A 13,902-nucleotide genomic window follows, 5' to 3' on the forward strand; every position below is an offset into this window, starting at 1 on the left:
GGAGCGGGTGTCCCGGAGCGGGCACCGGGGTCAGTCCGTGGGGTCGTCGAGGACCGGGAAGCGGCGCGGCGCGACGAACAGCAGGACCAGGAAGGCGAGGGCGGCCGCGCCGGCGGCGCCCAGATAGACGGCGTGGACCGCGTCGGCGACCGCGCTCCGCAACTCCCCGTCCGGCGCGCCCGAGTTCAGCGCGCGGGTCACCGCGTCGAGGTCCCCGGCGCCGCCGAGCCGCGCGGCCAGCACCCCGTTGGCGACGGCGCCGAACAGGGCGGCCCCGAGGGTCTGTCCGGTCTGCCGGCAGAACAGGACGGAGGCGGTGGTCGTGCCGCGCTCGGCCCAGCCGACGGTGGACTGGACACCGACGATCAGGGGGAGCTGGAAGAGCCCGAGCGCGCCGCCCAGCAGCAGCATCAGCAGGGCGGGCTGCCACGCCCGGCCCGGGACGGGCAGGAAGGGGAAGGCGAGCAGGAGCAGGGCCGCCGCGGCGATGCCGAGCATGGCGGTGTTCCGGAAGCCGATGCGGCGGTAGACGTGCTGGCTGAGCGCCGCGGACACCGGCCAGCTCAACGTCCACACGGAGAGCACGAATCCGGCGGCGACCGGGGCGAGGCCGAGGACCGCCTGCGCGTAGGTGGGCAGGAAGACGGTCGGCGCGACCATGAGCAGCCCCAGGGCCCCGAGCGCCAGGTTGACCGCGGCGATCGTCCGGCGGCGCCACACCCAGCCCGGGATGATCGGTTCGGCGGCCCGCCGCTCCACGGCCACGACGACCGCGAGCAGGCACGCTCCCGTGGTGAACAGGGCGATCGAGGGGGCGGAGAGCCAGTCCCAGGCGACACCGCCCTGCACCAGCGCGGTCAGCAGGACGCCGCCGCAGGCGAACACCGCGAGGGCGCCCGCCCAGTCGATCCGGGGCCGCCGGTCCGGGACGGTCCGCTCGGGCTCGCGCAGATGACGGGCGATCAGCCACAGGGCGAGGGCGCCGACCGGCAGGTTGACGAGGAAGATCCACCGCCAGTTCGCGTACGCCGCGAGGACTCCGCCCAGCGCGGGACCCGCGACGGCCGAGGTCGCCCACACGGTGGACAGTCTGGCCTGGATCTTCGGGCGTTCCCTGAGCGGGTACAGATCGGCGGCGAGCGTCTGGACGGTGCCCTGGAGGGCGCCGCCGCCCAGCCCCTGCACGATGCGGAAGGCGATGAGCGCGGCCATGTTCCAGGCGCCGGCGCAGAGCAGCGAGCCGAGGAGGAAGAGCGCGGCGCCCGTCACGAGGACCGGTTTGCGGCCGAAGGTGTCGGAGAGCTTGCCGTAGACGGGGAGCGTGACCGTGACGGCCAGCAGGTAGCCCGAGAACAGCCAGGAGAAGACCGAGAACCCGCCGAGGTCGCCGACGATCTGCGGAACGGCGGTGGACACGATCGTGGCGTCGAGCGCGGCGAGCCCCATCGCCAGCATGAGCGCGGCGACGACGGCGCGCCGCCGCCGGGTCTCGGCCCGGTCCGTCGCGGTGACGTGCTCCTGTACGACCGGTGTCCCGGTGTTCCCCTCGCCCACGGGATTCCTTCCCCCTGCACCTATCCGCCGGGGCCAGCTTCCCACTTGAGCCTCACGCCGGGGGAGGGTGGAGGCTGGGTGGGCCCGGGGGTGGAGCCGACCCTGAGGGGTCGTCCACCGGAGGGTGGACAACCCCTAGGGGGATCTCCGCACCAGGGGTCGGGGAGGGTTCGTCCCGTCGGAGGAGGAGACGGGCCGCAGCCGTTCTTAACCTGGTCTTACGTCGTCGGGGGCGCGCTCCGGTCGTACGGACCGCACCTTCGGGGGTGGGGTTTTCCCCAGCAGAAGACGGGGCCGTGCACCAGCGCGTACGACCACCCGCCGACAGCAGACTTGACGACGTGGCCGACGCACCGCGTCCGAACAGCGTGGACCTCCGCGGCCCGTCGCACCCGCTCGCAGACTTTCGAAGCCCGGCAGGTCCCCCTGCCGGCCGACTTAGGAGACATACCGTGACATCGGCTGTAAGCATTCCCAGGCACGAGGGCACTGGAGGGCGTACGGCCGTCGCCGCGCGGGCGCGACAGGTCGTCAAGGCGTACGGGTCGGGGGAGACCCGCGTGGTCGCCCTCGACCAGGTCGACGTGGACATCGCGCGGGGACAGTTCACCGCGATCATGGGCCCCTCGGGGTCCGGCAAGTCCACCCTGATGCACTGCCTCGCCGGACTCGACACCGTCACCTCCGGCCAGATCTTCCTCGACGAGACCGAGATCACCGGGCTCAAGGACAAGAAGCTCACGCAGCTGCGCCGGGACCGGATCGGCTTCATCTTCCAGGCGTTCAACCTGCTGCCGACGCTGAACGCCCTGGAGAACATCACGCTCCCGATGGACATCGCGGGCCGCAAGCCCGACCGGGCCTGGCTGAACCAGGTCGTGGAGACCGTCGGGCTCAAGGACCGGCTCAAGCACCGTCCGACCCAGCTCTCCGGCGGCCAGCAGCAGCGCGTCGCGGTGGCGCGGGCGCTGGCGGCCCGCCCCGAGATCATCTTCGGCGACGAGCCGACCGGAAACCTCGACTCCCGGGCCGGCGCCGAGGTGCTGGGCTTCCTGCGCCGCTCGGTGGACGACCTCGGCCAGACCATCGTCATGGTCACCCACGACCCGGTCGCGGCCTCGTACGCGGACCGTGTGCTGTACCTCGCGGACGGCAGGATCGTCGACGAGATGCACCAGCCGACGGCCGATCAGGTCCTGGACCGCATGAAGGACTTCGACTCCCGCGGGCGGACGTCATGACCGTCCTCAAGACCTCGATGCGCAACTTCTTCGCGCACAAGGGACGCATGGCCCTGTCGGCCGTCGCCGTCCTGCTGTCGGTGGCCTTCGTCTGCGGGACGCTGGTCTTCAGCGACACGATGAACACGACGTTCGACAAGCTGTTCGCGGCCACCTCCTCCGACGTGACCGTGAGCGCGAAGAGCGCCTCGGACACCGGTGAGACGACGTCCGGCAACGGCAGGCCCCCGGTCATGCCCGCCTCCGTGCTCGGCCAGGTGCGCAAGGCGCCGGGCGTGAAGTCGGCCGAGGGCGCCGTCTTCTCCAGCGCCGTGACCGTCGTCGACGCCGACAAGGACAACCTGTCGCCCTCCAGCGGCGCGCCCACCATCGTCGGCAGCTGGAACGCCAACGAGGCCCGCACGATGAAGGTCACCTCCGGTGCGGCGCCCAAGGGCTCCGGCCAGGTGATGGTCGACAAGGACACCGCCGACAAGCACCACCTGAAGCTCGGCGACGAGATCGGTGTGATCAACGCGGTCGGCACCCACACCGCGAAGATCTCCGGCATCGCCACCTTCACCGTCACCAACCCCGGCGCGGCCATCTTCTACCTGGACACGCCGACCGCCCAGAAGACGCTCGTCGGGCGGACCGGCGTCTACACCAACGTCAACGTCACCGCCGCCGCGGGCGTCAGCGACGCCCGGCTGAAGCAGGACGTGGCGGCGGCGACCGGCGGCCACTACAAGGTGCAGACCGCCAAGGAGACCGCCGACGCCAACCGCAAGGACGTGGGCAGCTTCCTGGACGTCATGAAGTACGCGATGCTCGGCTTCGCCGGGATCGCCTTCCTGGTCGGCATCTTCCTCATCATCAACACTTTCTCGATGCTGGTCGCCCAGCGCACCCGCGAGATCGGTCTGATGCGGGCCATCGGCTCCAGCCGCAAGCAGGTCAACCGTTCGGTCCTGGTCGAGGCACTGCTCCTCGGCACGTTCGGCTCCGTCCTCGGCGTCGGCGCGGGCATCGGCATCGCCGTCGGCCTGATGAAGCTCATGAGCATGACCGGCATGAACCTGTCCACCGACGACCTGACGGTGGCCTGGACGACCCCGGTGGTCGGCATGGTGCTGGGCATCGTCGTCACGGTCCTGGCGGCCTACCTGCCCGCCCGCCGCGCCGGCAAGGTCTCCCCGATGGCCGCCCTGCGCGACGCCGGCGCCCCCGCCGACGCGAAGGCCGGAGTCGTACGGGCCGTGCTCGGCCTGGTCCTCACCGGTGCCGGAGGCCTCGGCCTCTACCTCGCCGCCGACGCGAGCAAGGCGAGCGAGGGCTCGATGTGGCTCGGGCTCGGCGTGGTGCTCAGCCTGCTCGGGTTCGTGGTGATCGGCCCGCTGCTCGCGAGCGGCGTGGTGCGCGTCCTCGGCGCGGTCCTGCTGCGGATGTTCGGCCCGGTGGGACGCATGGCCGAGCGCAACGCCCTGCGCAACCCGCGCCGCACCGGCGCCACGGGCGCCGCCCTCATGATCGGCCTCGCGCTGGTCGCCTGCCTGTCGGTCGTCGGCTCCTCCATGGTCGCCTCCGCCACCGACGAGCTCGACAAGACCGTCGGCACGGACTTCATCATCCAGAACGACGGCGGTCAGCCCATCACCCCGCAGGCCGCGCAGGCCGTGAAGAAGACCCCGGGACTGGCCCGGGTCACCGAGTACAAGGTCACCGAGGGCGACTACACCACCCCCGACGGCAAGACGCTCAAGGGCACGGACATCACCGCGGCCGACCCGACGTACGCCACCGACCTGCGGACCAAGACGGTCGCCGGCGACCTGAAGGACGCCTACCTGCCCGACTCGATGTCCGTGCACGACAAGTTCGCCAAGGACCACAAGATCCACCTCGGGTCGAAGATCAAGATCGCCTTCAAGGACGGCGCCACCGCGAACCTGACGGTCCGCGCCATCACCAGCAGCGACGCGGTCATCGACAAGGGCTCGAAGTACATCTCCATCGCCACGCTCGCCAAGTACGTGCCGGCCGACAAGATGCCCCTGGACGAGATGGTCTTCGCCTCGGCGAAGGACGGACAGCAGGACAGCGCGTACAAGGCCCTGAAGTCCTCCCTGCACGACTACCCGCAGTACAAGGTCCGCGACCAGACCGACTACAAGCAGGCCATGAAGGACCAGATCGGGCAGCTCCTGAACCTGATCTACGGCCTGCTGGCCCTCGCGATCATCGTCGCGGTGCTCGGTGTGGTGAACACCCTGGCCCTGTCGGTGGTCGAGCGCACCCGGGAGATCGGTCTCATGCGGGCCATCGGCCTCTCGCGCCGCCAGCTGCGCCGCATGATCCGGATGGAGTCGGTGGTCATCGCCCTCTTCGGCGCGCTGCTCGGCCTCGGCCTGGGCATGGGCTGGGGCGCGACCGCCCAGAAGCTCCTCGCCCTGGAGGGACTGAACGTCCTGGAGATCCCCTGGCCGACCATCATCGCCGTCTTCGTCGGCTCGGCCTTCGTGGGCCTGTTCGCCGCCCTGATCCCGGCGTTCCGGGCGGGCCGGATGAACGTACTGAACGCGATCGCCACCGACTAGCCGTCGGACGGTCGCAGGGGCCACCGCGCACGGGGGTCGCGGTGGCCCTGCGGGCCCGGTCCGAGGAGACACACTCTCCTCGGACCGGGCCCGCGGTGCGTCCGGGGCCGGGCCGGGAACGCGGTGGGGCCGGGCCGGGAACGCGGTGGGTTTCGGGGCTGCTCCGGAGCGCGGTGAGCCGGAATCCGGTCGGGGCCGTCATGCGCCCCGGTGCCGGCCGGCGGTTCGGTGTGCCGACCCCGGGACGTCTCGTGTGTCCCGGTCGGGCCCGGAGATCCGGTGTGCCCGAGGTGACCGGTGCGCGGCCGGTCGCCCAGGGCCGGGCCGGGGCCCTCGGCGGACGGTCACGCGCGGGCGGGCGCGGAGTCGTAGGCTGGATGCCCCCGGCCCGTCCCACGTGTCGGGCGTCTCGCGTTGCCCACTCCCCGGGATGGAAGCCCTTCATGAGCCTGCACGGTCTGCTCGACGCCGTCGTCAAGGACGCCGCCCTCACGGAGGCGGTGAAGGCCGCCGCCGACGGCAACCGGATGCACGTCGACCTGGTCGGCCCACCGGCGGCGCGCCCCTTCGCCGTCGCCGCGCTCGCCCGCGAGACCGGCCGCACGGTGCTGGCGGTGACGGCCACCGGCCGTGAGGCCGAGGACCTGGCCGCGGCCCTGCGCTCCCTGCTCCCGCCGGACGGCGTGGCGGAGTACCCGTCGTGGGAGACGCTGCCGCACGAGCGGCTCTCGCCCCGCTCCGACACCGTCGGCCGGCGCCTCGCCGTCCTGCGCCGCCTGGCCCACCCGCGCCCCGACGACCCCGAGACCGGACCGGTGTCCGTCGTCGTGGCCCCCATCCGCTCGGTCCTCCAGCCGCAGGTCAAGGGCCTCGGCGACCTGGAGCCCGTCGTCCTGCGCACCGGCGTGAGCGCCGACCTGGGCGAGACCGTCGAGGCGCTCGCGGCAGCCGCGTACTCCCGTGTCGAACTCGTCGAGAAGCGCGGCGAGTTCGCCGTCCGCGGCGGCATCCTGGACGTCTTCCCGCCCACCGAGGAGCACCCGCTGCGGGTGGAGTTCTGGGGCGACGACGTCGAGGAGATCCGCTACTTCAAGATCGCGGACCAGCGCTCGCTGGAGGTCGCCGAACATGGCCTGTGGGCCCCGCCCTGCCGCGAACTGCTGCTCACCGAGGACGTCCGGGCGCGGGCCGAGGCCCTCGCCGAGGCCCATCCGGAGCTGGGCGAACTCCTCGGCAAGATCGCCGAGGGCATCGCCGTGGAGGGCATGGAATCGCTCGCCCCGGTCCTCGTCGACGACATGGAACTGCTCCTCGACGTCCTGCCCGGGGGCGCGATGACGGTCGTGTGCGATCCCGAGCGGGTACGCACCCGGGCCGCGGACCTCGTCGCGACCTCGCAGGAGTTCCTCCAGGCGTCCTGGGCGGCGACCGCCGGCGGCGGCGAGGCGCCCATCGACGTCGGCGCGGCCTCCCTGTGGTCCATCGCGGACGTCCGGGACCGGGCGCGCGAGCTGGACATGATGTGGTGGTCGGTGTCGCCGTTCGCCGCCGACGGGGAACTCACCGACTCCTTCGCCGGCGGGGTGGGGGACACCCTCAAGCTGGGCATGCACGCCCCCGAGACCTACCGCGGCGACACCGCCCGCGCGCTCGCCGACACGAAGGGCTGGCTGGCCGACGGCTGGCGCACCGTCTACGTCACCGAGGCGCACGGCCCGGCAGCCCGCACCGTCGAGGTGCTGGGCGGCGAGGGCATCGCCGCCCGCCTGGACACCGACCTCACCGACATCGGCGCCTCCGTCGTGCACGTGGCGTGCGGCTCCATCGACTACGGCTTCGTCGACCCGGCGCTGCGCCTCGCCGTCCTGACCGAGACCGACCTCTCCGGCCAGAAGGCGGCCGGCAAGGACGGCGCCCGGATGCCGGCCCGCCGCCGCAAGTCGATCGACCCGCTGACCCTGGAGACCGGCGACTACATCGTGCACGAGCAGCACGGTGTCGGCCGCTACATCGAGATGGTGCAGCGCACGGTCCAGTCCGCGACCCGTGAGTACCTCGTCGTCGAGTACGCCCCCGCCAAGCGCGGCCAGCCCGGGGACCGCCTCTACATCCCCACCGACCAGCTGGAGCAGATCACCAAGTACGTCGGCGGCGAGGCCCCCACGCTGCACCGTCTGGGCGGTGCCGACTGGACCAAGACCAAGGCGCGCGCCAAGAAGGCGGTCAAGGAGATCGCCGCGGACCTCATCAAGCTGTACTCGGCGCGCATGGCGGCCCCCGGCCACGCCTTCGGCGCCGACACGCCCTGGCAGCGCGAGCTGGAGGACGCGTTCCCGTACGCGGAGACGCCCGACCAGCTCACGACGATCGCCGAGGTCAAGGAGGACATGGAGAAGACGGTCCCGATGGACCGCCTGATCTGCGGCGACGTCGGCTACGGCAAGACGGAGATCGCGGTCCGCGCCGCGTTCAAGGCCGTGCAGGACGGCAAGCAGGTCGCGGTCCTGGTCCCCACGACCCTGCTCGTGCAGCAGCACTTCGGCACGTTCTCCGAGCGCTACTCGCAGTTCCCGGTGAACGTCCGCGCCCTGTCCCGGTTCCAGACGGAGACCGAGGCCAAGGCGGTCCTGGAGGGGCTGCGCGACGGCTCGGTCGACCTCGTCATCGGCACCCACCGCCTGTTCTCCTCGGAGACGAAGTTCAAGGACCTCGGCCTGGTCATCGTCGACGAGGAGCAGCGCTTCGGCGTCGAGCACAAGGAGCAGCTCAAGAAGCTCCGCGCCAACGTCGACGTCCTGACGATGTCCGCCACCCCCATCCCCCGCACGCTCGAGATGGCGGTGACGGGCATCCGGGAGATGTCCACGATCACCACCCCGCCGGAGGAGCGGCACCCGGTGCTGACCTTCGTCGGCCCGTACGAGGAGAAGCAGATCGGCGCGGCGATCCGCCGCGAACTGCTGCGCGAGGGCCAGGTCTTCTACATCCACAACCGGGTCGAGTCCATCGACCGGGCGGCCGCCCGCCTCCGGGAGATCGTCCCCGAGGCGCGGATCGCCACGGCGCACGGCCAGATGTCGGAGCAGGCGCTGGAGCAGGTGGTCGTCGACTTCTGGGAGAAGAAGTTCGACGTGCTGGTCTCCACCACGATCGTCGAGTCGGGCATCGACATCTCGAACGCCAACACGCTGATCGTGGAGCGCGGCGACAACTTCGGCCTGTCGCAGCTGCACCAGTTGCGCGGCCGGGTCGGCCGCGGCCGGGAACGCGGCTACTCCTACTTCCTGTACCCGCCGGAGAAGCCGCTCACGGAGACGGCCCACGAACGTCTCGCGACGATCGCCCAGCACACCGAGATGGGCGCGGGCATGTACGTGGCGATGAAGGACCTGGAGATCCGCGGCGCGGGCAACCTCCTCGGCGGCGAGCAGTCGGGCCACATCGCGGGCGTCGGCTTCGACCTGTACGTGCGCATGGTGGGCGAGGCGGTCGCGGACTACCGCGCCTCCCTGGAGGGCGGTGTGGAGGAGGAGCCGCCGCTGGAGGTCAAGATCGAGCTTCCGGTCGACGCGCACGTCCCGCACGAGTACGCGCCGGGCGAGCGGCTGCGTCTCCAGGCGTACCGGTCCATCGCCTCCGCGAACACGGAGGAGGACGTCAAGGCCGTACGGGAGGAGCTCGTCGACCGCTACGGCAAGCTCCCGGAGCCGGTCGAGAACCTGCTCCTGGTGGCGGGCCTGCGGATGCTCGCGCGTGCCTGCGGGGTGGGCGAGATCGTCCTCCAGGGCAACAACGTCCGCTTCGCGCCGGTGGAGTTGAGGGAGTCGCAGGAGCTGCGCCTGAAGCGCCTGTACCCGGGGACCGTCATCAAGCCGACGTCCCACCAGATCCTCGTCCCGCGCCCGAAGACCGCGAAGGTCGGCGGAAGGCCGCTGGTGGGCCGTGAACTGCTCGCCTGGACCGGTGAGTTCCTGGCTTCGGTCCTGGGGTCCTAGGGCCGGGCGCGGTGTGAAGGGGCCGGGCCGCCGGTACGTCCGGCGGTCCGGCCCCCGCGCGTTCTCAGGAGCGGTCCGGGAGCGGTTCGGGAGCGGTTCAGGGGTGGGGCAGGGGTGGGTCAGGGCTGCTCGGGGCGGAACAGCATGCCCGTCAGATCGTGGAAGACCTCGTCGGGGTCCTGTCCGCCCACCTGGCCGTCCAGGTTGTGGCTGATCAGGAGCGTGGCGAAGCCGTGGGCGAGGGACCAGGCGGCGATGCCGGCGAGGCGGGCGTCGGGGCCGCGGCCCTCAGCGGGGACCGCGGACACGGCGGCCCGCAGCCGCCCTCCGGCGAGCGTCCGGGCCGTCGTGAGCTCCAGGTCGTTCGCGCGGAGCAGTTCCGGGGCGAACATGACCTGGAAGTGTGCGGGGTGCTCCCGTGCGAAGCGTACGTAGCGGACGCCCGCGTCGCGCAGGTCCCCGGCGTCGTCGAGCGCGGTCGCCAGGAGTCCGAAGCCCTCGGCCGCGATGGCCGTGAGCAGGCCGACGCGGTCCTTGAAGTGGTGTGCCGGGGCGGCGTGCGAGACGCCCGCGCGGCGGGCCAGGTCGCGCAGGCTCACCGCTGAGGGCCCCTCGGCGGCGATGACGTCGAGGGCGGCGCCGAGGATGGCGCGGCGCAGGTCCCCGTGGTGGTACGGGCGCGCGGGGCCGCCGGTCTTCTCGGGAACCGGACCGCCGGTTTTCTCGGGAACCGGGCCGTCGGCCTTCTCGGAAGCCGAGCCGTCGGTCTTCTCGGAGGCCGGGCCGGCCTTCGCGGGATTCATGACAGCAGCGTACGCCGAATCTAGTCGTTGACAAGTTCGGGTTGCCGGTGCAATCTTGTCAGTGTCAAGTTGTGCGGTGTCGATACGTGGCGAGGGGTGGAGTCATGTCCGGGAACGTGAGCGGGACGAGCGGGGCCGTCGAGGCGGGGGCGAAGGCGAAGGGTGGAGGCGCGGCGTCGGAGGAGACGGGTGTCGGCCTCGGGCGGGTGCGTCAGCTCTGGCATCTGCTGGAGCCCCTGCACGCGGTGCTGTACTACGCGCCGGAGGCCTTCGAGGAGGCGGCGGTGCTCGGGTACGCGACCGAGGAGCGCTGGCCCAGCTACTTCCCCTACCGCGCGGCGCCGCTGGGGGCCGTCGGCGGCCGACGGGTGGCCTCCGCCTTCTACAGCTTCAGCCCGCGCATGGTGGACGAACACATCGCCTCCGCCTGGCGGACGGCGAGTCCGGAACGGGTGCTCGCCGCGCGGGAGCGGGCCGTGGACCGGGTCTACCGCGCGATCCTCGGCGATCGTGTCGACGCTCCCGAGCTGGCCGAGGCCGCGGCCCTGGCCCGCCGCGCCGCCGAGGCCGCGGACACTTCCGGCCGTCAGCTCGCCGCGGCCAACGCCGAGTTGCCCTGGCCAGCGGCCCCGCACCTCCAGCTGTGGCACGCGGCGACGATCCTGCGTGAGCACCGCGGCGACGGTCACCTCGCGGCCCTGCTCGTCGAGGGGCTGGACCCGGCCGAGTCGCTGGTCTCCTTCGCGGCGATAGGCGCGGCCTCCGTGGAGCGCTTCGAGAGCCGCGGCTGGAGCCCCGGGGAGTGGGCCGCGGCCAGGAGTCGTCTGGCCGCCCGGGGCCTGGTCGACGGGGACGGCGTCGCCACGGAGGCCGGACGCGAGCTGCGCCGCCGGGTGGAGGAGCACACCGACCGTCTCGCCGCGGCTCCCTGGCTCTCGCTCGGCCCGGAAGCCGTCACCCGCCTCGCCGACCTGCTCGGTGAGTTCTGGGTCGCGGTGCTGGGATCGGGACTGCTGCCGTCGGAGACGACCCTGGGGATCGGGAAGGTCTGAGGCCCGTGAAGGAGGGGGTCCGGGGAGCGCTGCGGCTCGTGCCGGGACCGCGCCCGGACGGCCTCGCCCCGATCGCACCGGCCCCACCCGGCGGGTGTGCCGCGGTGGGGCTGGAGGGGGATGGTTCTCGAACCGTTCCGGCTATGACTGTGGGGGCCGGTCGCGGTCGCGGTCCATGCCCATCGCGCCTTCGGCCTTCCGTTGCGCGTCGTCGACCTTGTCCGCGTACTTGTCGCCGGTCTTCTCGTTGACCTTCTTCTCGGCGGCGTCGGACATGTCCGCTGCCTTGTCCTGCGCAGCCTGATTGTGCTTGAACCTGTCGAAGATGCCCATCCAGAGCTCCTTCCGGAGGTGACTCACGATCGACGATACGCCCGGCGTGCGCCTATTGCCCATTGATGACTGGTATGGCCATGGAATGGCGGCCGTTACCTTGGGCAGACGGGAATCACGTCCGATCGGGGCGGACCGGGCAGGTGAGGAGGGGCGTCGTGCTGCGTCTGAGAGGTGGGGCGGCGGCTGCCGCGCTGGTGGTGCTCGTCGTCGGCGCCGGTGCCACCGGCTGCAAGAAGGACGCCGTGGGCTCGGCGGAGCCGCAGGGGACGACGGCCGGCGGCGCCGCCCTCGCCGCCGTGGACTCACTGGCCGTCAAGGGGCGTGCGCCCAAGACCGGTTACAGCAGGGAGCGGTTCGGCACGGCCTGGGCCGACACTGACGCGAACCGGTGCGACACCCGTGACGACATCCTCAAGCGGGACCTGAAGGACGTGAAGTTCAGCGACGGCAAGTGCAGGGTGTCGGGCGGGGTCCTCGACCCCGATCCGTACGGCGGCAAGGAGGTCACCTTCGTCCGTGGACGCAGCCTGGTCGACATCGACCACCTCGTCGCGCTCTCGGACGCCTGGCAGACGGGCGCCAAGTACTGGGACGCGAGCAAGCGAATAGCTCTGGCCAACGACCCGCTCAACCTCCGCGCGGTCGGCGCGAGCGCCAACCGCAGCAAGGGCGACGGCGACACCGCGACCTGGCTCCCGCCCAACAAGGCGTACCGCTGCACCTACGTCGCCGCGCAGGTGGCGGTGAAGAAGAAGTACGGACTGTGGGTCACCGGCGCCGAGAAGGCGGCCATGAAGAAGGTGCTGAGCGGCTGCCCCGGCCAGGAACTCCCCTCGGGCGGCAACCCGACGAAGGCGCCCGAGAGGTTCCACGCGAAGTGATCTGAGGGGGAGTCGGCTCACCGTCGGCGAGACCGCGCCCGGCCTCCTCCGTCCTGCGGCGGGACGGAAACGGAAAAGGGGGCGAGCCGCAGCCCGCCCCCTCACGGCCGTCAGACGGACGGGTTGACCACCACCTCGGCCGAGTTGTTCGTGACGTCCGGGTCGAAGGCCAGGGACGTGCCGCCGGAGTAGGGGCGTGCGACGACGCGTCCCGTCGCGTCGGGGACGACCCGGTCGACGCGCAGCTCGAACGGGAAGCCGACGTCCAGGTCGGGCGTGGTCCAGGTCGGCAGGGTGCAGGCGTAGTGGACGGCGCCCGGGACGTCGCCCGGTGCCGAGGTGGTTCGGCAGGTGCGGGGCACGGACGTGGCGGTGGTGCCCTCCGGAAGGTAGAAGTCGATCGCTACGAGCGGGTCGCCGGAGGTGACGTCGCCGGCCCAGGCCGGGCCGTTGTTGACGAAGCGGAAGGCGGTGGTGACGGTGTCACCGGCCGCGCCGCTCACCTTGGTGCCCTTCACGCTGAAGTCGGCCGTGTTGTCGGCATTGATGTGCCACGTGCGGTTGTTGTCCGAGCTGTCGAGGTCGACCACGGTGTCGTCGGCGGGCTGGACGCCGTACTCGAACCGCTCGTACAGCGCGTGGCCGGTGACGGCGAGTCGCAACGGCTCCGGCAGCTCCACGGTGGCGCCGGGCGGGACGTCGGTGTCGAAGGAGCAGGTCACGTGCGTGAACCCGCCGTTGCCCGGCCCGGTGGAGGTGCACTGCGGATAGCGGGTGGCGACGTCCAGGCCGTACGTCGCCCACAGCGACACCTTGAAGCCGTGAGCGGTCTCGTTGCCGGTGTTGGTGACGGAGAACGGCACGGTCAGGCTGCTGCCGGGCGCGACCCCGGTGACGTCCTGAGGGGCGCTGACGCCGAGGTCGGCGCCGGAAGCGACGGTGACGAAGGTCCTCGTGGAGCCGCCCGGGGCGACGAGCGTGCCGTCGGGGCCGCCGGTGGCCTCGGCGGAGTACTCGATCGCGCCCTGCGCCCCGGCGCCGGCCTCGGCGGTGGCCCGCACCTTCAGTTGCACTTGCGGGCTGTATCGGTTCGGCACGTCTCCCATGTCGCACACGGCGACGGTGCCGGTTTCGTCGGGGGCGCAGTTGTCGGGCCAGGCCACCTCGGCGACCCCGGCGAGTCCGGAGACGTCGACGGTCAGCCGTCCGTCGGTCACGGTGGTCTCGTGGTCGTAGTGGGTCAGACCGATGGCCAGTGACCGGTACTGTGCCGCACCGCCCTCCGGAGCGGCCGTGATCACCGTGTCCCGCGGCGCCCGGATCGCCAGTTCGTCGCCCTGCGCCGTACCGACGGCGAAGGCGGCCCCGCTTCCGAACCCCGTGAGGACCAATGCCCCCACGGCTCCGGCACATAACCCGCGACGCAGTGCACGACCGACGGAGAGAGAACTCATTGCATCCCCC

At 71.8% G+C, this 13,902-nt stretch carries 9 protein-coding genes; 5 read left to right on the forward strand and 4 right to left on the reverse strand.

The window, feature by feature from the left end; all coding sequences use genetic code 11:
• Positions 1 to 30 precede the first annotated feature (30 nt).
• A complete protein-coding gene (locus tag CW362_RS32635) occupies positions 31 to 1,554 on the reverse strand; it encodes an MFS transporter (protein ID WP_240658146.1) in 1,524 nt (507 codons plus the stop codon).
• Between the two features lie 452 nt (positions 1,555 to 2,006).
• Here CW362_RS32635 and CW362_RS32640 point away from each other — a divergent pair, with 452 nt between their 5' ends.
• The 3 genes from CW362_RS32640 to mfd all read left to right on the forward strand — a co-directional run bounded on the left by CW362_RS32640 (position 2,007) and on the right by mfd (position 9,366).
• The gene (locus tag CW362_RS32640; RefSeq protein WP_103553216.1) at positions 2,007 to 2,795 is read left to right on the forward strand and encodes an ABC transporter ATP-binding protein; all 789 of its coding nucleotides are present in this window, start codon (positions 2,007 to 2,009) and stop codon (positions 2,793 to 2,795) included.
• Positions 2,792 to 5,371 (forward strand): ABC transporter permease, encoded by a 2,580-nt coding sequence (locus tag CW362_RS32645; RefSeq protein WP_103553217.1) that lies wholly within the window; start codon positions 2,792 to 2,794, stop codon positions 5,369 to 5,371. Before CW362_RS32640 ends, CW362_RS32645 begins: the two co-directional genes overlap by 4 nt.
• A 443-nt stretch (positions 5,372 to 5,814) precedes the next feature.
• A complete protein-coding gene (mfd, locus tag CW362_RS32650) occupies positions 5,815 to 9,366 on the forward strand; it encodes a transcription-repair coupling factor (RefSeq protein WP_103553218.1) in 3,552 nt (1,183 codons plus the stop codon).
• Between the two features lie 119 nt (positions 9,367 to 9,485).
• On the opposite strand, the gene CW362_RS32655 is transcribed toward mfd, so the two are convergent.
• Positions 9,486 to 10,169: a TetR/AcrR family transcriptional regulator gene (locus CW362_RS32655; protein ID WP_103553219.1), complete on the reverse strand. Its 684-nt coding sequence runs from the start codon at positions 10,167 to 10,169 to the stop codon at positions 9,486 to 9,488.
• Positions 10,170 to 10,273: 104 nt separating this feature from the next.
• Here CW362_RS32655 and CW362_RS32660 point away from each other — a divergent pair, with 104 nt between their 5' ends.
• On the forward strand, positions 10,274 to 11,221 hold the full coding sequence (locus tag CW362_RS32660) for an SCO6745 family protein (protein ID WP_240658147.1): 948 nt from the start codon (positions 10,274 to 10,276) through the stop codon (positions 11,219 to 11,221).
• 141 nt (positions 11,222 to 11,362) lie between these two features.
• Here the strand turns inward: CW362_RS32660 and CW362_RS32665 are convergent, their stop codons facing one another.
• Complete coding sequence (locus CW362_RS32665) at positions 11,363 to 11,554, reverse strand: Rv0909 family putative TA system antitoxin (RefSeq protein WP_103553220.1); 192 nt, start codon at positions 11,552 to 11,554, stop codon at positions 11,363 to 11,365.
• Between the two features lie 158 nt (positions 11,555 to 11,712).
• Between CW362_RS32665 and CW362_RS32670 the strand changes: the two genes are divergently transcribed.
• Entirely contained in the window at positions 11,713 to 12,438 is a 726-nt protein-coding gene (locus CW362_RS32670; RefSeq protein ID WP_103553221.1) for an HNH endonuclease family protein, read from the forward strand.
• A 110-nt stretch (positions 12,439 to 12,548) separates the two neighbouring features.
• Here CW362_RS32670 and CW362_RS32675 read toward each other — a convergent pair whose 3' ends face one another.
• Entirely contained in the window at positions 12,549 to 13,892 is a 1,344-nt protein-coding gene (locus tag CW362_RS32675) for a COG1361 family protein (RefSeq protein ID WP_103553222.1), read from the reverse strand.
• Between the last annotated feature and the right edge of the window lie 10 nt (positions 13,893 to 13,902).

The sequence above is a fragment of the Streptomyces populi genome (assembly GCF_002911015.1).
Taxonomy (GTDB): domain Bacteria; phylum Actinomycetota; class Actinomycetes; order Streptomycetales; family Streptomycetaceae; genus Streptomyces; species Streptomyces populi.

Coding starts and splice junctions, on each gene's coding strand:
- CW362_RS32645 (WP_103553217.1), top strand. CDS start 2,792: ATGACCGTCCTCAAGACCTCGATGCGCAACTTCTTCGCGCACAAGGGA.
- mfd (WP_103553218.1), top strand. CDS start 5,815: ATGAGCCTGCACGGTCTGCTCGACGCCGTCGTCAAGGACGCCGCCCTC.
- CW362_RS32655 (WP_103553219.1), bottom strand. CDS start 10,169: ATGAATCCCGCGAAGGCCGGCCCGGCCTCCGAGAAGACCGACGGCTCG.
- CW362_RS32660 (WP_240658147.1), top strand. CDS start 10,274: ATGTCCGGGAACGTGAGCGGGACGAGCGGGGCCGTCGAGGCGGGGGCG.
- CW362_RS32665 (WP_103553220.1), bottom strand. CDS start 11,554: ATGGGCATCTTCGACAGGTTCAAGCACAATCAGGCTGCGCAGGACAAG.
- CW362_RS32675 (WP_103553222.1), bottom strand. CDS start 13,892: ATGAGTTCTCTCTCCGTCGGTCGTGCACTGCGTCGCGGGTTATGTGCC.